The 20609-nt window shown below is 36.5% G+C and carries 17 protein-coding genes and 1 pseudogene; 13 read left to right on the forward strand and 5 right to left on the reverse strand.

Annotation, left to right across the window (positions count from 1 at the left end; genetic code table 11):
* The first annotated feature begins 16 nt into the window (after positions 1–16).
* From KBW87_RS03020 to yjeM, 5 genes are all read left to right on the forward strand, one after another.
* Positions 17–1969, forward strand: coding sequence for a sugar MFS transporter (locus KBW87_RS03020; RefSeq protein ID WP_083478855.1), 1953 nt, complete (start codon positions 17–19; stop codon positions 1967–1969).
* A gap of 82 nt (positions 1970–2051) precedes the next feature.
* Positions 2052–3227 (forward strand): MFS transporter, encoded by a 1176-nt coding sequence (locus tag KBW87_RS03025; protein ID WP_057809988.1) that lies wholly within the window; start codon positions 2052–2054, stop codon positions 3225–3227.
* 100 nt (positions 3228–3327) lie between these two features.
* Positions 3328–3744 (forward strand): OsmC family protein, encoded by a 417-nt coding sequence (locus tag KBW87_RS03030; protein ID WP_057809990.1) that lies wholly within the window; start codon positions 3328–3330, stop codon positions 3742–3744.
* Between the two features lie 114 nt (positions 3745–3858).
* Positions 3859–4068: a hypothetical protein gene (locus tag KBW87_RS03035; RefSeq protein ID WP_057809991.1), complete on the forward strand. Its 210-nt coding sequence runs from the start codon at positions 3859–3861 to the stop codon at positions 4066–4068.
* A gap of 164 nt (positions 4069–4232) precedes the next feature.
* Positions 4233–5741, forward strand: a complete 1509-nt coding sequence (gene yjeM / locus KBW87_RS03040; protein ID WP_057809993.1) for a glutamate/gamma-aminobutyrate family transporter YjeM — start codon at positions 4233–4235, stop codon at positions 5739–5741.
* A 39-nt stretch (positions 5742–5780) separates the two neighbouring features.
* Here yjeM and pyrE read toward each other — a convergent pair whose 3' ends face one another.
* Entirely contained in the window at positions 5781–6404 is a 624-nt protein-coding gene (pyrE, locus tag KBW87_RS03045; RefSeq protein WP_057809995.1) for an orotate phosphoribosyltransferase, read from the reverse strand.
* A 1-nt stretch (position 6405) separates the two neighbouring features.
* A complete protein-coding gene (gene pyrF, locus KBW87_RS03050; protein ID WP_057809997.1) occupies positions 6406–7113 on the reverse strand; it encodes an orotidine-5'-phosphate decarboxylase in 708 nt (235 codons plus the stop codon).
* 247 nt (positions 7114–7360) lie between these two features.
* Between pyrF and KBW87_RS03055 the strand changes: the two genes are divergently transcribed.
* The 8 genes from KBW87_RS03055 to KBW87_RS03090 all read left to right on the forward strand — a co-directional run bounded on the left by KBW87_RS03055 (position 7361) and on the right by KBW87_RS03090 (position 16955).
* The gene (locus KBW87_RS03055) at positions 7361–8284 is read left to right on the forward strand and encodes a dihydroorotate dehydrogenase (protein WP_057809998.1); all 924 of its coding nucleotides are present in this window, start codon (positions 7361–7363) and stop codon (positions 8282–8284) included.
* A gap of 174 nt (positions 8285–8458) precedes the next feature.
* Positions 8459–9001, forward strand: a complete 543-nt coding sequence (gene pyrR, locus KBW87_RS03060) for a bifunctional pyr operon transcriptional regulator/uracil phosphoribosyltransferase PyrR (protein WP_057810000.1) — start codon at positions 8459–8461, stop codon at positions 8999–9001.
* 142 nt (positions 9002–9143) lie between these two features.
* Positions 9144–10100 carry an aspartate carbamoyltransferase catalytic subunit gene (locus tag KBW87_RS03065; RefSeq protein ID WP_057810003.1) on the forward strand — a complete coding sequence of 319 codons (957 nt, stop codon included), beginning with the start codon at positions 9144–9146 and terminating at the stop codon, positions 10098–10100.
* Positions 10100–11365: a dihydroorotase gene (gene pyrC / locus KBW87_RS03070; protein WP_057810005.1), complete on the forward strand. Its 1266-nt coding sequence runs from the start codon at positions 10100–10102 to the stop codon at positions 11363–11365. The genes KBW87_RS03065 and pyrC overlap by 1 nt, the downstream gene beginning before the upstream one ends.
* Positions 11355–12458, forward strand: a complete 1104-nt coding sequence (carA, locus tag KBW87_RS03075; RefSeq protein WP_057810007.1) for a glutamine-hydrolyzing carbamoyl-phosphate synthase small subunit — start codon at positions 11355–11357, stop codon at positions 12456–12458. Before pyrC ends, carA begins: the two co-directional genes overlap by 11 nt.
* Positions 12451–15633 (forward strand): carbamoyl-phosphate synthase large subunit, encoded by a 3183-nt coding sequence (gene carB, locus KBW87_RS03080; RefSeq protein ID WP_057810009.1) that lies wholly within the window; start codon positions 12451–12453, stop codon positions 15631–15633. Before carA ends, carB begins: the two co-directional genes overlap by 8 nt.
* A gap of 123 nt (positions 15634–15756) precedes the next feature.
* Positions 15757–16014 (forward strand): low temperature requirement protein A, encoded by a 258-nt coding sequence (locus KBW87_RS03085; RefSeq protein ID WP_083478856.1) that lies wholly within the window; start codon positions 15757–15759, stop codon positions 16012–16014.
* 77 nt (positions 16015–16091) lie between these two features.
* The gene (locus KBW87_RS03090; protein ID WP_057810011.1) at positions 16092–16955 is read left to right on the forward strand and encodes a GRP family sugar transporter; all 864 of its coding nucleotides are present in this window, start codon (positions 16092–16094) and stop codon (positions 16953–16955) included.
* A gap of 47 nt (positions 16956–17002) precedes the next feature.
* Here the strand turns inward: KBW87_RS03090 and KBW87_RS03095 are convergent, their stop codons facing one another.
* The 3 genes and pseudogenes from KBW87_RS03095 to KBW87_RS03105 all read right to left on the reverse strand — a co-directional run bounded on the left by KBW87_RS03095 (position 17003) and on the right by KBW87_RS03105 (position 20555).
* Positions 17003–19384 carry a Xaa-Pro dipeptidyl-peptidase gene (locus KBW87_RS03095; protein WP_057810014.1) on the reverse strand — a complete coding sequence of 794 codons (2382 nt, stop codon included), beginning with the start codon at positions 19382–19384 and terminating at the stop codon, positions 17003–17005.
* 83 nt (positions 19385–19467) lie between these two features.
* Positions 19468–19668 (reverse strand): annotated as a pseudogene (locus tag KBW87_RS03100) (thioredoxin domain-containing protein); the annotation flags it as partial.
* Complete coding sequence (locus KBW87_RS03105; RefSeq protein ID WP_057810016.1) at positions 19668–20555, reverse strand: alpha/beta hydrolase; 888 nt, start codon at positions 20553–20555, stop codon at positions 19668–19670. The pseudogene KBW87_RS03100 and the gene KBW87_RS03105, both read right to left, overlap by 1 nt.
* Positions 20556–20609 lie beyond the last annotated feature (54 nt).

Raw genomic sequence — 20609 nt, forward strand, 5'->3', positions numbered from 1 at the left:
AGAAGGGGTAATCTCTATGGATGATAAAAAAACGATGTCGAAAACGGCACGATGGGCCTATAGTTTAGGGGCCTTTGGTAACGACGCGTTCTTTGCGCTGCTATCTGGATACTTGATTATGTTTATTACTTCGCACTTGTTTAATACAGGCAATGCGGAAACTGATGCGAAGATGATCAGTATCATTACCATGACAATTATGATTTTGAGAATTGTGGAATTGTTTATCGATCCATTTATCGGGAATGCGATTGATAGAACCAAAACTCGCTGGGGTCACTTCAGACCTTGGGTTGTAGCTGGTGGGACAGTTTCATCAATCATTCTGTTGATTTTATTCACTAACATGGGCGGATTATATAAGAAGAATGCACTTTTATATGTAATTGTCTTTGGAATTTTATACATTACAATGGATATTTTCTACTCATTTAAAGATGTAGGCTTCTGGTCCATGTTGCCATCACTTTCGACTAGTTCAAGAGAACGTGAAAAGACGGCTTCTTATGCTCGGATTGGTTCGACAGTGGGTCAAGGATTAGTTGGTGTCTTAGTTATGCCAGCAGCAATCTTTTTCTCCGCTAAAGCAACCAGTACTGGTGACGATCGTGGTTGGTTTATTTTTGCCTTAATTGTATGTTTGATTGCGCTTTTGACTGCATGGGGTGTGGGAATTTTTACCCGTGAAAATCATAGCGAAATCCGTGAAAATAAGAAGGATACTAAAGGAATCATTGCCATTTTTAAAGCTTTGTCTGGAAACGATCAATTGATGTGGGTTGCTTTGGCATACTTGTTCTATTGTGTGGCAATTTACATCACTAACTCTCTTGAAGTTTATTACTTCACTTATATCATGGGGATGCCAAAAGCTTTCTCAATCTTCTCAACTATCAACATTTTCTTAGGAATTATTTCTACTTCACTCTTTCCAATTTTATCTAAAAAGATTACTAGAAAGACTTTATTCTCCTGCTGTTTAGGCTTAATGTTAATCGGAATTGCACTCTTTGCCGTTGCTGGTAGCAATTTACCACTTGTTTTACTTGCTGCTTCAATGTTCGGTTTCCCTCAACAAATGGTCTTCTTGATCGTCTTGATGGTGATGACCGACTCAGTTGAATATGGTCAATTAAAGCTTGGTCACCGTGACGAATCACTTGCTTTATCCATCAGACCATTAGTTGATAAGTTCGGTGGAGCTATTTCTAACGGTGTTGTTGGTCAAATTGCTATCATTGCCGGCATGACGACAGGAGCAACTGCTTCTTCAATTACAGCTGCAGGTCAATTTAAGTTCAAGTTAATGATGTTTGGCTTGCCAGCTGTTATGTTAATTATTGCGGTAGCAGTTTTTAGAGCTAAGGTTATTTTGAGCGAAAAGAAGCACGCAGAAATCGTTGACGAACTGGAAAAGACTTGGGGCAAACAATTTGATAAGACTGATGATACTCAAGTTAGCGGCGAAATTGCTGTTCCAACTCCAATTTCAGGCAAGTTAATGAATCTAAGTTCAGTTAATGATCAAACATTTTCTTCAGGATCAGTGGGCCAAGGTTTTGCAATTAAACCAAGTGATGGTAAGGTGCTAGCCCCATTTGATGCAACTGTTAGACAGGTCTTTACCACGCGTCATGCTGTCGGTTTAGTTGGCGATAATGGAGTAGTCTTATTAATTCATATTGGACTTGGCACAGTTAAATTAAAGGGAACAGGCTTTGTATCATATGTTGAACAAGGTCAAAAAGTAAAGAAGGGTCAAGAGTTGATTGAATTCTGGGATCCCACTATTAAAAAGGCGCGTCTTGATGATACAGTAATTGTCGTGGTCACAAATTCAGATAAATTCTCTACCATTCAAATGACTGCTAAAGCTGGCCAAAGTGTTCAAGCTGAGGACAATATTTTGGAATTGAAGACTGAACCTGAAAAAGAGACTATCGCTGATAATCTTCAACCTGCAAATTAATATGAAAAAGAAGGCGAAAGTCTTCTTTTTTTTACTCTAAAATGAGTGCTAAACTATAGAGAAGAAAAAGATGAGGTAAAAAATGGCTAAAAAAGAATCGATTTATAGTAAAGATGTAATTTTGGTAATGGCTGCATCTTTCTTTTTTATGTTTAGTACGATGTTTGTTAATCCATTGATTAACGGTTATGCTAAAGACTTAGGGGCAAGCTCAGCATTTGCGGGCTTTATTGTAGGGATTATGAGTATTGCCGCTATGTTTTTGCGTCCTGTAGCAGGTAATTTAACTGATAAGTTTTCAAAATATAAGCTATCATTTATTGGTGGAGTTTTAATTTTAATTGGAATATTAGGCTATATTTTTACGCCATCTAGTGGATGGCTACTTTTGTTTCGCTTGATTAATGGAACTGGTTATGTGTTGTGTACAGTTTGTATGACAACTTGGTTAGCTTTTTTGGTTCCGCGGCAACGTGTTGGCGAAGCAATGGGATTTTACGGTTTAATGAATGCTTTAGCAATGGCTTTAGCACCAGCGATTGCGATAAATATTTATCAAAAGATTGGTTATCGTGAAGCCTTAATTGCTTCAGCGATAGCTGCTTTTTTGATGATTGTTTCTATTCAATTTGTAGGTAATCATGCTCAACCTAACCAAAAACTTCAAGAGGTTAAGCACACTCATTTTAAAATTATTCAATGGAATGTGCTTCCTGTTGCAATTTTAACTACTTTGTTTGCTTTGCCATATTTTACTACGCAGGCCGATATTGTAGCTTATGTAGAACAAAAGCATATTGATGTTGCCGTTGGGATGTATTTTATGATTTATGCGGTAGTTTTACTAGTTATTAGAATCGGGTTAAAGCGATTTTTTGATACGGTAAGATTTGGAGTATGGTTTTGGATTAGTACAGTTTCAACTGCCTTTTATATTTTAATGTTAGCATTTATGACTAACAATTGGATGATGGCATTGGCTGCAGCAGGGATGGCTATGGGATATGGAATTATTTATTCAGTTTTACAGTCAACTGCGCTTTTATTAGCACCAATTAGTGAACAAGGACTTGCTAGCTCCACATTCTATTTAGGCTTAGATATCGGAATGGCTTTGGGACCAATTTTATCAGGCTTTATTGATAGTATCTTACCAATTCAATACTTTTACCCAGTAGAATTAATATTAATCCCTTTGGTGATCATTGTTTATGTTATTTATAAAAAGCGGTTGAATGCTGCCATTGATAATCATTAAATTTTGAAGTCATAAAATTATATTTATTAAATCAAGACTGATATACTTAAGGTGTGAAAGCGCATAAAGGCGTAATGTTTTTCTAGGAAAGAGTGTTAATATGGAAAAATATATTGTAAATTCATATTTAAAGGATGGCACTATTCAAGTTGATACCAAGATTGGAGATCATAAACTAATTAGTGATGAAAGAATGGCTGAGGGCGGTCAAAATGCAGGTCCAGATCCTGTAGAATATTTGGCTACAGCAGTTAACTCATGTATCGCAATTTCCGCTGGTGCACTTGCAAAGGCAAATACTCAAACAATCACTGATTTCCACGTTGAAAACCACGTTGAATTAAAACCTATTGTCCACACTAAGAGAAATGTTGTTTCAAAGATGACCATTAAGGTAAGTTTTGAAGGAAATATTCCTCAATCAGAAAAGGAAGAATTTTTAAGACATGCTCTTCATGTTTCAACTGTTTATAATACTTTAGCTAAAGTAGTTGAAATGGATGTTAAATTAGGCTAGGGAATAAGGCGTTAGAAAGAGATTTCTAGCGCTTTTTTTGTGCAAATGGTTGTATAATAAAGTCGAAATAGTTATTAATAAAAAAGCAAAGATTTTTCTTTTTGAGGGGAAATTATGTCCTGGGAAATAATTGTTGAAGATATTATTGCTGTTTTGTTTATAATTGGTGGCGCATGTGCAATCCGCATGTCCATTGCAGGTACTAAACCTTTAAAGGCATCGGGTGCAATCACTTTTAGTGAAATTGTGGATTGGTACGGATACTTTTTCGGAGTTATATTAATTATTGTTGCCGTAGCTGGTATTTGCGGTGCATTTAGATAAAAAGAAAGCTTGGAAGTGTGATGAATTTCCAAGCTTTTTCATATATTATTTTTACAAAAATCCAAGATCGATTTAAGGATTTGCCAAGTTTTTTTGAATAATTGGTCTAAAAGGCGCATAATAAAAGATGTTTGTCTGAATGAAAAAGGAGTTTTTTTAATTTTATGAAAAAAGATAAAGTCGATGTCAAAATTAAGCTTAGCAGTTTAGTTTTGATGATTTTCTCATCGATCTTTGGATTTAGTAATTCATTGACCGCATATTACCAAATGGGCTATTCAAGTATCATTTGGTATATTGTCACTGCCATTTTGTTCTTTTTACCATCTGCATTAATTTTTGCAGAGTATGGGGCTACCTTTAAAGGAGCTAAGGGAGGAATCTTTTCTTGGCTTCAAGGTTCAACTAATGAAAAAGTTGCCTTTATTGGAACTTTCATTTGGTTGTCTGCTTGGGTAATCTGGTTAGTATCTTCAACTCAATTCTTCTTGGTTTCTGTTTCCACAGCTGTGTTTGGTCATGATACTACTCAAAGCTGGCATTTAGGTGCATTGAGTTCTACTCAATTATTAGGTGTATTGGAAGTAGTTTTCTTAGTAATAGTTACTCTTTGTGCAAGTAAAGGGATCGACAAGATCGAAGTTGTTAACAACATCGGGGGTGTCTTTACCTTAGCGATTGCTATTGGATTTACTGTTGTTTCACTTTTGGTATTTATTTTAAACAAAGGCCAACTGGCGGAACCAGTTAACCCTGCTACTTTAACTCACTCACCAAATACTGCCTTTCAGTCACCAATTGCAGTTGTATCATTTATAGTCTATGCTTTGTTTGCATATGGTGGTCTTGAAACTACTTCTGGAGTAATTGATTCAGTTGACAAACCTGAAAAAACTTACCCTAGAGCTTTAGTAACTGCTATGATTATGATGACTGCTCTATATGTAGTTAACATCTTAATGTGTGGGGTAGCTGCAAATTGGAGAAAGTTATTAGGGGGTAAAGGAGTAGATTTAGCTAATGTTGAATATGTTTTGATCAATAACTTAGGTGTTGTGACTGGACATAGTTTGGGATTATCTCAATCTGCCTCTTTAGCCTTAGGTTCAGCTTTTTCACACTTTGCCGGAATTGCTGATGTATTATCTGGAATCGCCGCTGCATTTTTGATGGTTTATTCACCAATCAAATCCTTCATCGAAGGGTGTGATCCAAGACTTTTACCTAAAAAGTTAGTTGAAGTTAATAAGCACGGGATGCCCGCACGTGCAATGTGGATTCAAGCTGCAATCGTTTCTGTCATTATTTTATTTATTTCATTTGGTGGTAATGCAGCCAGTCAATTCTATACTATTTTAATGGATATGATGAATGTTTCATCATCTGCACCTTACTTGTTCTTAATTGCAGCATATCCATTCTTTAAGATGAAGAAGGGGCTTGATCGTCCATTTGTCTTTATTGAAGGACAAAAGAAGGTTTGGGCAACAACAATCGTGGTTTGGTTAGTGGTTGCGATTGGAATTGTCTTCACTTGTATTGAACCGCTCTTTACAGGAGACTATTCAACTTCATTCTGGACCGCAATTGGGCCAGTTGCCTTTGGTTTAATCGCATGGATCTACTATGATTACCGCGAAAGAAAAGATGCCTCAGAAGTAACTGAAGCATAAAAATAAGCTAGGATTTAATTCCTAGCTTTTTTGTTGTCTTTATTTCCAGTTCCATGGATCTTCGTGCCAAGTATTCAAAGCTGCATATTGCTCATCAGTAATATGCTGTGATTCGTTCTCTTTTTTAATTAGTTCCGGATAAGAAAGTAGAGGAGCGAATTTAACTGCAGCTTGTTCAAAATTCTTTCTGGCGTCTGGTAAGTAATAAGTAAAGATTGAGCTTACCCCAATTACATTACCGCCTTCTTTTTTGGTGGCTTTAACAGCGTCTAAAACTGAGCCGCCAGTGGTAATTAAATCGTCAATTAAAACAATTTTGTCATCTTCAGTAAAGCGTCCTTCGATTTGACGCCCTTTACCATGATCTTTGGGTTTTGGACGAACATAAATCATTGGTAGACCAAGTTTTTCCGCAACTAAAGCTGCATGAGGAATTCCAGCAGTGGCCACACCTCCAATAATTGTTACATCTGGAAATTTCTCTTTAATTAAATTAGCTAAATCAGTTTCGATCCAATCTCTTAAATCTGGGTAAGAAATAGTTAATCGCAAGTCAGTATAAATTGGAGATTTCATCCCACTAGCATAGGTAAAGGATTTTTCGGGTGAAATAGTGATAATTTTTTCGTCAATTAGTTTGTTAATAATTTGATTTTGGTACATATTAGTTAAACTCCTTCTTAATTGCTTGATATGCTTGTTGGGGATTACTTGCTAGCATAATGGGCCTTCCGACTACAATTGCACTTGAGCCAAATTCTTTTGCCATTTGTGGGGTAGCAGTACGCTTTTGATCATCATTTGAATTTTCTTTAGGTCGAATACCAGGGGTGACGTAAAGAAAGTCATCCCCGATCTCTTTTCTTAAGTTTTGAACTTCTAAAGGAGAACAAATTACGCCATCAGCTCCAGAATTTTTGGCTGTTTTGGCTAAGCTAATTACTTGTTCAGCCATTGGAAGGATGCAGTTTTGTTCATGTTTTAAAATATCATCAGAAATTGAAGTTAATTCTGTGACAGCTAAAAGTTTAGGTACACTTTTATCGTTTGGAGTCCCTGCAATCAGGCCTTGTTTAGCTGCATGGATCATTTCACTACCCCCTAAGGCATGGACAGTAGTGTATTTAATTCCTAATCGGGCAACTTGTTTTGTCCCATTATAGACCGTATTAGGAATATCATGCATTTTTAAATCTAAGAAGATATCATAACCTTGATCAGCTAATTTTTTGATAAGCTGAGCTCCTGAATGATAAAACAGTTCCATCCCAATTTTAATGGTTGTCTCTTCAGGCTCTCCCAACTGGGATAAAATTCGATCAAGTTGTTGATCATTATCGACATCTAACGCCACGATTACAGGTTTTTCCATATTTTTCCTCCACTAATAAAAAAGCCTATACTGGCGCAGAGAAAGCGAACAAGTATAGACTTGTACTAGTGAATTTAAGTCATATTCAACTTGCGGTCTCTCTGTACCGTTTAAAGTTTGTTTGAAGAGAGTGTACCACCTAAATTTCAAAAAGACAAATCTTTTTTGATTGAAAAAATTAAAAATGCGTGTACAATTAGTCAAAAAATAATTGAATGACAGTGAGCATTCGTTTTGGAGGATTTTTATGACAAAGATTAGTGTAAAGTTACCAGGACTTGATTTAAAGAACCCAATTATGCCAGCCAGTGGAACTTTTGGTTTTGGGGATGTAGCTATGGCAAAGAAATTTGATTTAAATAAAATGGGTGCTATGGTAATAAAAACCACCACTCCTAATGCGACAACTGGGAATCCTCAACCGCAAATTGCAGTACTTGATGATGGGGTAATGAATTCAGTGGGTTTGACGAATCCCGGTGTTGATGCAGTAATTAGTCAAAAATTGACAAAATTGCGTGCGCAGTATCCTAATTTACCTATTGTGGCTAGTGTCGGGGGAGACAGTGAAGAGGATTATGTGGAAGTTGCTAAAAAATTAGCTAGTTCCAATTTGGTTAATGCCCTTGAACTTAATGTATCTTGTCCCAATGTTGCTACAGGAGGGATGAGCTTTGGCATTCATCCTCAAGTAGTAGAGGATTTAACTAAAAAGATTAAGTCGGCGGTTGACACGCCAATTTATGTAAAATTAACACCTAATGTGACTGATGTAGTGGAAATTGCTCAAGCTGCTGAAAGAGGTGGCGCAGATGGGTTAGTTTTAATCAATACGGTGCTAGGCTTAGGAATTAATATTAAAACTAGAAAACCGCTTTTAGGTAACAATATGGGTGGACTTTCTGGCCATGCTATTAAGCCACTTGCAGTGCGCATGGTAGCTCAAGTTCATCAAGCTACTTCTTTGCCAATTATTGGTGTGGGCGGAATTGAGACGGCTGAAGACGTAGTTGAATTTATTCTTGCTGGAGCAAGTGCGGTTGAAGTCGGGTCTGCTCATTTTCACGATGAATTAATTATTCCGCACTTAGCTGAAAAATTACCAGAACTTTTAGAAAAATTAGAAGTTAATGATATCAATGATTTAGTGGGAAAAGTTGAATTTAATTAGGAATCGTAGTTGACAAAGGCAACTAAGAACAGTATATTTAATTCAACAAATGTCTTTAAAATTAGTCCCGTGAGGCTAGTAAGGCAATCAACTAAGTTATTTTAAACTTTTATGAATGCTCCTAGTTTCATGTAGACTTGGGAGCATTTTTTTGTGAAGTCAGGAGAGAATAATATGGCGAAAGAAATTTGGGACGAGCTTGCAATTAAACGCGCTTTAACCAGAATTACTTACGAAATCATTGAAAAGAACAAAGGAACTGATAATTTAGTTCTTGTTGGGATTAAAACACGTGGCGTTTATTTAGCTCAAAGAATTCATGATCGAATTCAAAAGCTAGAAAATGTTAATGTTCCTCTTGGTGAACTTGACATTACTCTTTATCGTGATGATCGTCATGATGCATCTTTAAAACAAGATCCAGTTGTTAATTCTGAAGAAATCGGTGTAGATATTAACGATAAAAATGTTGTTTTGATTGATGATGTAATTTATACTGGACGCACAATTCGTGCTGCAATGGATGCATTGATGGATCAAGGACGTCCTAGTTCAATTGCAGTTGCAGTTTTAGTTGATCGAGGTCATCGCGAATTGCCAATTCGTGCGGACTTTGTTGGTAAAAATATCCCGACTTCAAATGATGAACAAGTTGCTGTCAAGGTTAAAGAAATCGATGATCAAGACAGCGTAGAATTAATGGCTTTGCCAAAATAAATAAAACAATCAATAAATCAACCATTTAATTGACTCCAGAGAGGGCCAGAAGGGTTGTTCGTTTTTGATGTATAAAAATGAACTTTTTAGCCTAAGCTTGGAGCAATTAAATGCTTCAAGCTTATTTTTTTGAGGAAAAACAATGGAAAGTATCAATTTTGTTAATTTAAAGCATTTTGTAAGTGTGGAAAACCTGGATAAAGCTCAAGTTACAGCCTTAATTAAAAGAGCTGAATATTTTAAAGAAGGTGGCGCAACCCCAGCTTTAAACAAGCCAGTTTATGTAGCTAATATGTTTTTTGAAGATTCAAGTCGAACCCATACAAGTTTTGAAATGGCAGAAAGAAAGTTGGGTTTAACAGTTATCCCATTTGATTCGGCCCATAGTTCTGTAAATAAAGGCGAAACTTTATATGATACTTCGCTAATTATGGATGCAGTTGGGGTGGATATAGAAGTAATCCGCCATTCACAAAATGAGTATTATCGCGATTTAATTCATCCTAAAGATAATCAAAACCTAGATATTGGCATTATTAATGCAGGTGATGGAAGTGGGCAGCATCCCTCACAATGTTTGCTTGATATGATGACAATTCATGAACATTTTGGCCATTTTGAAAATCTCAAAGTTGCTATTGTGGGTGACATCACTAATTCACGTGTAGCAAGAAGTAATATGGAACTTTTAACAAAATTAGGTGCTAAAGTTTATTTCTCAGGTCCAGAATATTGGTACGATCATAGTTTTGATAAATATGGAGAGTATAAAGAACTAGATGAATTGCTTCCAGAAATGGATATCTTAATGCTTCTCAGAGTGCAACATGAGCGTCATAGTGGAGATCCAAACGAGAGTAAGTTTGATGCTGAAAGTTATCATGAAAAGTACGGAATTAACCAAAGACGCTACGATCAATTAAAAGAAAATGCAATTATCATGCATCCTGGTCCAATTAATCATGATGTGGAACTTGCGGGTAAGTTGGTTGAAGCTCCAAAGAGTATGTTTTATCGTCAAATGCAAAATGGTGTCTTTATGAGGATGGCCATGATTGAGGCGGTTTTGCGAGGAAGAAAATTAGGAGGATTAAGATAATGAAAACAGTCATCAAAAATGGAACAGTTTATCAAAATGGCCGGTTAATTAATGCTGATGTTTTAATTGAAGATAATAAAATTGCCGCAATTGGCCAAAATTTGAAGGCTGATAAAGTAATTAATGCTAAAGACAAGCTTGTGACTCCGGGTTTAGTTGATGTACACGTTCATTATCGAGATCCTGGTCAAACATATAAAGAAGATATTCGTACGGGAAGTATGGCAGCTGCTTGCGGAGGATTTACTACAGTTGGCGCAATGCCTAACGTTACGCCGGTGCCCAATACTCCGGATTTAATGAAAAAGATGGTCAAAGAAAATCAGGAAAAAGGTATGGTTCACATCTTGCAATATGGACCAGTTACTAATGATGAAACGACAGATATTATTCCTGATTACAAAGCTTTAAAAAAAGCGGGAGCTTTTGCTTTAAGTAATGACGGTCATGGGGTTCAAACAGCTCAAACCATGTATCTCGCTATGAAAAAAGCCCAAGCAAATGACTTAATTATTGCAGCTCATGCTCAAGATGATTCACTTTTCAATCATGGTGTAATAAATGAAGGTGAAAAAGCAGAAGAACTCGATTTACCTCCAGTTACTGAACTCGCAGAAACTACGCAAATTGCACGTGATTTGCTCTTAGCTCAAAAAACGGGCGTCCATTATCACATTTGTCATGTTTCAACAGCTATGAGTGTAGAACTAGTGAGGATGGCTAAGGCTCGAGGCATTAATGTGTCTTGCGAAGTTGCACCACATCACATTTTGTTGACAGATAGTGATATTCCTAAAAATGACCCTTACTATAAGATGAATCCTCCTTTGAGAAGTAAAAAAGATCAAGCAGCTCTAATTGTGGGAATGCTTGATGGAACGATTGATTTAATTGCAACTGATCATGCTCCCCATGCGAGAAAAGAAAAGACTGGCGATATGAGAGATGCAGCTTTTGGAATTACCGGAAGTGAAACTGCTTTTAGCACTTTGTATACTAAATTTGTTAAAACGGGAGTGCTAAAACTTGAACAGTTATTAAGCTTAATGACAGATCAACCAGCTAAAGTTTTTAATCTTAAAAATTGTGGATATTTGGAACCAGATGCTGAAGCAGATATTGCAATTTTTGACTTAGAGCAGGAAACCGAATTAAAAGAAAAAGATTATTTATCAAAAGGTGTCAATACTCCTTTTACAGGAAATAAAGTATTTGGTGAAACAGTAATGACTTTGGTGAGCGGAAAAGTTGTATATGAGAGGTAAGAAAGTGTTAAGATACTTAATCTTAGAAGATGGCAGCATATATGTTGGCGAAGGATTTGGTTCGGATAAAGAAACTATCGGAGAAGTAGTTTTTACTACTGGGATGACCGGTTATCAAGAAGCAATTACGGATCAATCTTATGCCAATCAAATTTTGGTGTTTACTAATCCTTTAATTGGTAACTATGGAATTACTTTAGCTGATTATGAATCTCTTCAACCTCAAATCAAGGGTGTGATTTGCCATCAAGTAGCACGTCATCCTGATAATTGGCGCATGCAAACTACTTTGCCAGAATTTTTGAAGCAATTGGACATTCCCGGAATTCAAGGGATTGATACGCGGGAATTAGTTAAAAAGCTTCGAATTCACGGGACTCTTCGTGGGAAAATTGCAGCTTCTAAAGAAGATGCTGAGAAAATTGCGACAGAATTGAAAAGTAAAAATGTTACTCAAGGAATTATTAGTCGTGTTTCAACTAAGACTCCATATCCAGTTCCAGGATCTAAGAGAAATATTGTGGTAATTGATTTTGGAATTAAACATAGTATTTTACGTGAACTTGCTCAAAGAGATTGTAACTGTATTGTGCTTCCATATACAGCAACTGCTCAAGAGGTGTTAGCTTTACATCCTGATGGTGTGCTTTTATCAAATGGGCCAGGTAATCCTGAAGAAATGAGTGAAGCTACTAAGATGGTACGCGAAGTTGAAAAGTATATTCCATTATTTGGAATTTGTATGGGGCATCAAGTTTTTGCCTTAGCAAACGGTGCTAAAACTTACAAAATGAAGTTTGGCCATCGTGGATTCAATCATCCAGTAAGAGAAATTGCTACAGGTAATATTGGCTTTACTTCACAAAATCACGGTTATGCAGTTGATGCTAAGTCAATTGATAAAGATAATTTAATGGTGACCCACATGGAAGTAAATGATAATACTGTCGAAGGACTGCGTCATAAAAAATATCCTGCCTTTTCAGTTCAGTTTCACCCCGATGCAACTCCAGGCCCTCATGATGAAGATTCATTATTCGATGACTTTATGTCAATGATTGATCAAAGAAAGGAAGAAAAGCGTCATGCCTAAAAGAGAAGATATTCATAAAATTATGGTAATTGGTTCAGGTCCCATTATTATTGGTCAGGCGGCTGAGTTTGATTATTCTGGGACTCAGGCCTGCTTAGCACTCCGCGAAGAGGGATACAAGGTAGTTTTAGTTAACTCTAATCCTGCCACTATTATGACTGATACCACTATTGCAGATAAAGTTTATATTGAACCTTTAACTGTTGAATCTATTTCAAGAATTATTCGTCAAGAATATCCAGATGCGATTTTACCAACTTTAGGTGGGCAAGTTGGGTTAAATATGGCTCTTGCTTTAGCCAAATCTGGAATTTTAGATGAATTAAATATTGAACTTTTAGGCACAAAATTAAAATCAATTGAACAAGCAGAAGATCGTGAGGAATTTAAGGAGTTATGTAAGTCTTTAGGAGAGCCAGTTCCCCCATCATTAACTGTTCATAAAGTTCAAGAAGCTCTGGATTTTGCGGATAAAATTGGCTACCCTATCATTGTGCGTCCTGCTTTTACTATGGGCGGAACTGGAGGCGGAATTTGTAACGATCGCGATGAATTAACACGAATTTGTAAAAATGGGCTTGAATTATCACCGGTTACGGAATGTTTAATTGAGAAATCAATTGCTGGATATAAAGAAGTTGAATTTGAAGTAATGCGTGATAGTGAAGACAATGCCATGATTGTTTGCTGTATGGAAAACTTTGATCCAGTAGGAATCCATACAGGAGACTCAATTGTCTTTTCTCCGTCACAAACTTTAAGTGATAAAGAATATCAAATGCTCAGAGATTGTTCTTTGAAACTAATCCGAGCTTTGAAGATTGAGGGAGGATGCAATGTTCAGCTTGCTCTTAATCCAAACAGCTTTGACTATGACGTAATTGAAGTAAATCCAAGAGTGTCGAGATCATCAGCCTTAGCTTCAAAAGCTACGGGTTATCCAATTGCTAAGATGGCTGCCAAAATTGCAGTTGGAATGACCTTGGATGAAATTAAAAATCCAGTTACTGGAACTACATATGCAGAATTTGAACCTGCCTTAGATTATGTAGTATGTAAAATTCCTCGCTGGCCATTTGATAAGTTTGCAAAGGCTGACCGTACTTTAGGAACTCAAATGAAAGCTACGGGAGAAGTTATGGCAATCGGGAGAACAGCAGAAGAAGCTTTCCAAAAAGCAGTTCATTCTCTTGAAATTGATGAAAAGGATTTATATTCACCTGAAGCTCATGCAGCAAGTGATGCTAGACTTGAGAGAAAATTAGTAAAAGCCCAAGATGATCGTCTATTTTACTTAGCAGAAGCCTTTAGACGAGGATATAGTTTAGAAGATTTGCATGAATTAACTAAAATCAATTTCTACTTCCTTGATATTGTGAAGCACATGGTGGAATTGGAAAAAACAATTGAACACCATGAAGATGATGTGGATGTTTTACGGATTGCTAAAAAGTATGGTTTTAGTGATCATACTATTGCTAATTTGTGGGACGAAGATGAAGACGAGGTTCGCAAGTTAAGAAAAGAAAATGGTATTATCCCAGTTTATAAAATGGTAGATACCTGTGCCGCTGAATTTGAATCACAAACTCCATACTTTTATTCTACTTATGATGGAGAAAATGAAAGCCATCGAAGTGGCAAAAAGTCCGTAATTGTAATTGGCTCAGGTCCCATTAGAATTGGTCAAGGGGTAGAATTCGACTACGCCACTGTCCATTGTGTTAAAGCGTTGCAAAAGATGGGCTATGAAGCAATCGTTATTAATTCTAATCCGGAAACGGTCTCAACTGATTTCTCAATTTCAGATAAGCTTTACTTTGAACCTCTTACCCTTGAAGATGTTTTGAATGTTTGCGATTTGGAAAAACCAGAAGGAGTAATTGTTCAATTTGGTGGGCAGACTTCCATTAATTTAGCAGCTGGTCTTGAACAACATGGCGTTAAGATTCTTGGTACGAGTGTAAAAGATTTGAACCGTGCTGAGGATAGAGAATTGTTTGATGAAATTATCAAAGAGCTTCATTTGAATCAACCCCAAGGGTTAACTGCAACTACTCATGAAGGAGTAATTGAAGCTGCTAATAAACTTGGATATCCGGTCTTAGTTCGTCCAAGTTATGTTCTTGGAGGAAAGGCGATGGAAATTGTCTATAATCAAAATGAGCTTGAAGAGTATCTTCATGATCACGTTGATATTGCGGCGGACCACCCAATTTTGGTGGACGATTACTTAGATGGACGAGAATGTGATATTGATGCAATTTCTGATGGTAAAACAGTCCTCCTTCCAGGAATTATGGAGCATATTGAGCATGCTGGAGTCCACTCAGGAGACTCAATGGCTGTATATCCTCCACAAACTTTTGATGAAGAAATTAAGCAAAAGATTACGGATGTCACGAGAAAATTAGCCTTAAAGCTTAACTGTATTGGAATAATGAATATTCAATTCATCGTTCGAGATGGGGAAGTTTATGTAATTGAAGTAAATCCAAGAGCATCAAGAACAGTTCCATTTTTAAGTAAAATTACTGGAATTGAAATGGCTCAAGTAGCTACGCGAGTAATTATGGGCGAAAGTTTAGCCGAACAAGGTTATAGCGATGGCTTAGCGCCTGAACCTGAAATGATTAGTGTAAAAGCTCCAGTGTTTAGCTTCAGTAAATTAGCTGATGTTGATTCATACCTTGGGCCTGAGATGAAGTCAACTGGTGAAGTTATGGGAAGTGATCATAATTTTGCCAAGGCCCTATTTAAAGCCTTTGCAGGAGCTAAGATGAAATTACCGGAAAATGGAAATGTGCTTTTAACCATCGAAGATCGCGATAAAGAAGAAATTTTACCAATTGCCAAACGTTTCGCAAAAATTGGTTATCGAATTTTTGCAACTAAAGGTACAGCAAACTTTTTGCGTGAACATGACTTACATGTTGATGAAGTTGCAAAGCTTAATGAGCAAGTTGATAACAACATCTTGGATGAATTAAGAAATGAAAAGATTGATTTGGTAATTAATACAATGGGTCATGATTTAGAAAAGAATTCAGATGGCTTCATTATTCGTCAAACTGCTATTCAGCAAAACATTCCACTTTTGACGGCTCTAGATACAGCAGATGCACTTCTAACTGCACTAGAAAATAGATCATTTGCTACTGAAAGTTTAGATTAATAAAAAATAGGAGATTTATCTCCTATTTTTTTGGTAATAATTCTTGCTTTAGAAAGAATTTTTCGGCAAGATGGTAGTAGATGGAGGGAGAAAAATGAATAGAATAATTGCTAAGCCGTGGGGATGCTTGAACTTTTCTATGACTTAGTGTTTGTCTATGCTATTTCAAGAATTACTGCAATGATTCATCATCCTATATCTGGTAAAATACCATTAATTACATATTTGCAATTTTTACTTGTTGTGATTGTGGTAATGCAAATTTGGCTATATCAAACCTTGTATTTTAATCGTTATAGCAAAAATCGTTTGATTTACATTGCTGGATTGCTGATCAATATGTTTACGGCAGTCTATTTTATTCAAAGCAACACGGCTTAGTAAAAATAAATAGCTTGTATGAAAACGTATTCCATTGCTAAAATCTTTTCCGATATACTTTTAAAGGGAGAGAAATAATGAAGTACGTTTTTTTGTTTTTACCAGCCATTGGTTGGGGCTTAATGCCACTTTTTGTAGCAGGTGTTAAGAAAAGTTCAATTTACAACCAAATTGTTGGTTCAGTGCTTGGAGCATTCATCTTTGCAGCGATCGTAACTGCAATTTTAAGACCTGCTTTTGATGCAACTACCTTTTTATTAGCCATGCTTGCTGGAGCTTTATGGACGATTGGGCAAGTTGGTCAATATGTGGGGTATGCCAATATTGGTGTGTCTGAGACAATGCCGATTTCAACAGGGTTGCAGCTGATTGGGGTACCCTTAGTTGGAGTAATCATTTTTGGTGAATGGAGTAGCCCACAAGCAAAGTTATTTGGTTTTTTAGGAATAATCGCCTTAGTAGTTGGGGTAATTTTCACTTCTTTAACTGATGAAGGAACCAGTGAAGGAAATAAGAAAAATCAAGTTTCTACTTTGATCATTTTAGTTTTGACTACCTTGGGGTATATTTCTTCTTCTTCAATTCCAAAAGTATTAAAAGGCTCAGGAGTAATGATTTTCTTAGGTGAAACTGTAGGAATGATTATTGCTGTGTTTATTTACCTATTAGCAACAAAACATTTGGATGCGTTGAAAGATAAGAAGAGTTATCAAGTTATTCCAGCGGGACTTGTATATGCGGTTGCTGCGATTAGTTATATTATTTCTGTTAAAGATAATGGAGTTAATTTAGCTTTTGTTATGTCACAACTTTGTGTAGTGATTTCAACTTTAGGAGGCATGATTTTTCTTCATGAAGCCAAAACTAAGAAGGGCTACATTTATACTGGCATAGGTTTGGCTTTGATTGTAGTTGGTGCCATCTTAACTTCGATTTTTTAGATAAAAAATGCGATAGAAATACCTATCGCATCTTTTTTTATTCATTTTTATTTTTGACTAAACTTGATTTCAGTATTAGCTAAGTCAATAGTATAAGTTTCTTCTTCAAGGGGACGTTTAGTCATTCCTTCGTCGGTTGAATAGATGATTAAGCAAAGACGAGCACCTACTGGAAGATGATAGTAAGTAGGCTGCAGCTTGAAGGTAAGATCAACAAATTGTCCAGCTTCAATCTTGCTTGGTTTTCTCAGATCTTGGTAGTTTTGTAAGTTCATGTGACTTTTGGTAATTAATTTAGCCTTGGTCTTTTTATCAAGAACAAATTCTTGCAAAGTATCGGTTCCAAAACGATAGCCTAATTCTTGACCACCGCGTATTAAAAATTTAGGAGTAGGGGTGAGGCGTCTTCTAGTTTCTAGATCAACCAAAGCTACAGATAATTGACCTTTTGGCAGAGAACCACTAACTCTAACTTTCACCTCTGGACGTCCGACAATGGTTACCGGATGAATAAATTCATCAGTTGTATAACGTAAACTCCGCTTAGCCCATTTTTCATCACCAGAAATAAATTTATATTGCCACTCATTTTCGGAAATGTTAGCTTCTTTAAAGTCGATTCCACCAACGTCTGTAAATTTTTGCTTTTCTTTACCATTTCCATCTTTAAAGAGTTCATGGTCATCAGTAGGGTAATAAGTGACTGTCTGGCCAATTTCATCAGACCAGTCATCTTCTTCGTGCCACTTATCTGATTGAAGGTTGTCCTGGACCATAACTGTTGGCCATTGATGGTAAGCGTTATTTTCCAGACCTAATAACTCATGAACAAACCAAAGATTCATTAAATCAGTAAAGTCGATCGAAGCAAAATTGTTCATATTATAGTGAGGACCTTGGTGCAAGAAGAGATGGTGTTTAATTGGTAAGTGTTTAACCTTTTGCCAAATTTTGTAAACATTCTTTGGCTTAACGTTCCAATCGTTTAAACCATGAACGCTAATCCAGGAACATTTTATTCCATCAGTATGGTTGCGATAATTTCTTACATCCCAAAAGTCAGAATACTGCCCAGTTACGCGATCTTCTTTTTTAAGAAGTTCTTTTTGCATGGCTTCGTATTTTGGTTTGATCTTTAAATATTGGCCTGCGTCCCATAAGTTTGATTGGCAAGTCTCAGCAAGTAAATCTAAGTCTTCTCCTTGACAATCTTCTGGAGCCACTACCAAACCATGTTCGCGATAATAATCATACCAAGAAGAAATTGCAGCTTCTGAAACTACTGTCTTTAAGCCTTTAACACCAGTTGTAGCAACAGCAATTTGTAAAGTGCCTAGATAAGAGCGACCTGTCATTCCAATGTTGCCATTACACCAGTCAGCTTTAATTTCATGTTCTTTACTGCGATCGGTATAAGCAACGCGGTCACCATGCAGCCACTCAATGACTTCTTTAGCCGATTCGGTTTCTTCAGGAGAGCCGGTGATTCTTAAACCGTCACTACCTCGGGTACCAATTCCGCCGGCAAATACGCTAGAAAATCCACGGGCAAGAAGATATTCATTTAGTGGGTAGGAAGATTTGTGAACGGCTTCTTCTGTAGAAATATGATTTTCGCCGTTGGGCTTGGGAGCGTCAACTTTTGGCATAGGTTGATATTTAGGATCTGTCCAGAGAGTACTATCTGAAAGATTTTCATCAACGTTGTGGTTGCGCTTTTCATTTGCAATAATTCCGCCAAAATATGGGGAGGCAGTATATAGAGTCGGAACTTTGAGTCCTTGATCGCTTTCCTTCGGGCGAAAAATAGTAACTTGAATTAGATCGCTTTTTCCGTCTTGGTCAGTATCAAGATCAGTTTCCACGTAAACAACTTCTCGAATAATTTTGTTAGTGTCAAAAACAGGCAATGACTTTCCATTAAAGAACATGAACTTGTTTTGACCCCAGAATTGAGTGAAATAACCCTTTCCTGCCATTACATCTATTAAGAGCTGACCGTTTTTAGCGCGAGTATTAAGCAAACGGTAAAAGGCAAAAACTAGCTTTTCAATGTTGTTGATATCTTTGACTACAGGTAAGTTTTGTTTTTGCATAAAACCGGTAGGATTATCTAATTGGTAATCATAATGAACATGGTAACCCAGAAGTTGCAATGCTACATTGTAAAATTGATTAGTTCCAATTTGCGTAGGATTTTGCTTTAAAAAATTAGCTAAAGTAAGTTCATCAGAAACTGCAAATTCGGATAATTTAGCAGTTTTTGCTTCGTCACTTTTAGCTTCGACGATCACGGTTTTGATTAACTTGGCTAATAAATCGCTAAATGACCATTCTTGGTAATTACGAGGCAAAAAATTAATATCAATTAATTCCTTTGCTTGCTCAGGGTAATCGGTTTTTACATAAGCATATTGATTGTATTTCATTGATTTCTCCTTATTCAAATCTATACCTTAAGTTTACTAGTTTTCAGTAGATGATAACCAAGTTTTTTCGTAATTCTCTTCATTTGGCGATAATGTTGGCCACTAGTATTGAAAAAATAGCGCAACCCTCGGTCTTGATGGGTGTTTAACCAGTTTGCTAAGTCAACTTTAGTGGGAGGATCTTCTATCAAATCTTGAAATTCGTATTTAATTTGATGATCATCAAACCACTTGCGAGCTTTTCTTGAAGTAGAACATTTTTTGTAACCGTAAAATTTGATCATTATTTTTCCTCAAAGTGTCTAAAGAATTCTAATTCATCGTCAGTTGCTTTAGCTGCGATCTTACTCTTTTGATCGACAAAGAATACATGGTAGCAGGGATGCTGCTGATCACCGTACATTCTAAGATCCGCCTCTACGCCGCGTCCTAGCAAGAAGCCAAAGAGAGTATGATCAACATCACGTAAGAAGTCTTCATTTCCAGTAATTAAGAAAGTAGGAGGGAAGTTTTGGTTAATATACTTTTCTACATTCAATTGCTCATGATATTTTTCAACTGCATTTTTGGTAAAATAAGCAGCTTCTAGGCTGTTTAAATCGTTTAAAACGAAAGCTGCAGAACAATTTAAACCAATGGCCCTAATCTTTAAATTGATGGCTTTAAAAGAAAACTTCTTAGCATAGTCTGGGTTAGAAAGAATCGTCGCATATTGCTCAACCATCTGTCCGCCAGCAGAATCTCCGATTAAGAAGACATTTTTACGATCAAGACGATATTCCTCAGCATGTTGATCTACCCATTGAATATAGGCATTTACATCATTTAATTCGTCAGGATATTCTGCATCTTCGGGAGCTAAACGATAGTTAGGATTGATAAAAGCAAATCCACGTTTAGCCATTCCCATACCATAGTATTGGTAGGTTTCTTTAGTGCCATAAACCCAGCCACCTCCATGAACGTTGATAATAGTAGGAAAGGGAGGTTCGATGTGTTTTGGTAAATAAACATCGAGGGTATGCCATTGCTTATCTGGGCCATATTGTAAATTATCGATACGTTCAACATCAGGATCGTTTGGATTCAATCCACTGTCACGCTTATCGTCGCTTGCTTTAGCACCATTTCTAAATTTATTGATAAGTTCTTTTAAATAGTTTTCACTCATATTGAATCTCTTTTCTATATTGAAAACATTTTCATTTTATTCTATTTTAACCCA

The organism is Lactobacillus intestinalis (assembly GCF_024397795.1).
Classification (GTDB): Bacteria; Bacillota; Bacilli; order Lactobacillales; family Lactobacillaceae; genus Lactobacillus; species Lactobacillus intestinalis.

Excerpts from the sequence above, each read along its gene's own strand:
- KBW87_RS03020 (WP_083478855.1), top strand. The coding sequence starts at position 17 with ATGGATGATAAAAAAACGATGTCGAAAACGGCACGATGGGCCTATAGT.
- KBW87_RS03025 (WP_057809988.1), top strand. The coding sequence starts at position 2,052 with ATGGCTAAAAAAGAATCGATTTATAGTAAAGATGTAATTTTGGTAATG.
- KBW87_RS03030 (WP_057809990.1), top strand. The coding sequence starts at position 3,328 with ATGGAAAAATATATTGTAAATTCATATTTAAAGGATGGCACTATTCAA.
- KBW87_RS03035 (WP_057809991.1), top strand. The coding sequence starts at position 3,859 with ATGTCCTGGGAAATAATTGTTGAAGATATTATTGCTGTTTTGTTTATA.
- yjeM (WP_057809993.1), top strand. The coding sequence starts at position 4,233 with ATGAAAAAAGATAAAGTCGATGTCAAAATTAAGCTTAGCAGTTTAGTT.
- pyrE (WP_057809995.1), bottom strand. The coding sequence starts at position 6,404 with ATGTACCAAAATCAAATTATTAACAAACTAATTGACGAAAAAATTATC.
- pyrF (WP_057809997.1), bottom strand. The coding sequence starts at position 7,113 with ATGGAAAAACCTGTAATCGTGGCGTTAGATGTCGATAATGATCAACAA.
- KBW87_RS03055 (WP_057809998.1), top strand. The coding sequence starts at position 7,361 with ATGACAAAGATTAGTGTAAAGTTACCAGGACTTGATTTAAAGAACCCA.
- pyrR (WP_057810000.1), top strand. The coding sequence starts at position 8,459 with ATGGCGAAAGAAATTTGGGACGAGCTTGCAATTAAACGCGCTTTAACC.
- KBW87_RS03065 (WP_057810003.1), top strand. The coding sequence starts at position 9,144 with ATGGAAAGTATCAATTTTGTTAATTTAAAGCATTTTGTAAGTGTGGAA.
- pyrC (WP_057810005.1), top strand. The coding sequence starts at position 10,100 with ATGAAAACAGTCATCAAAAATGGAACAGTTTATCAAAATGGCCGGTTA.
- carA (WP_057810007.1), top strand. The coding sequence starts at position 11,355 with ATGAGAGGTAAGAAAGTGTTAAGATACTTAATCTTAGAAGATGGCAGC.
- carB (WP_057810009.1), top strand. The coding sequence starts at position 12,451 with ATGCCTAAAAGAGAAGATATTCATAAAATTATGGTAATTGGTTCAGGT.
- KBW87_RS03085 (WP_083478856.1), top strand. The coding sequence starts at position 15,757 with ATGCTTGAACTTTTCTATGACTTAGTGTTTGTCTATGCTATTTCAAGA.
- KBW87_RS03090 (WP_057810011.1), top strand. The coding sequence starts at position 16,092 with ATGAAGTACGTTTTTTTGTTTTTACCAGCCATTGGTTGGGGCTTAATG.
- KBW87_RS03095 (WP_057810014.1), bottom strand. The coding sequence starts at position 19,384 with ATGAAATACAATCAATATGCTTATGTAAAAACCGATTACCCTGAGCAA.
- KBW87_RS03105 (WP_057810016.1), bottom strand. The coding sequence starts at position 20,555 with ATGAGTGAAAACTATTTAAAAGAACTTATCAATAAATTTAGAAATGGT.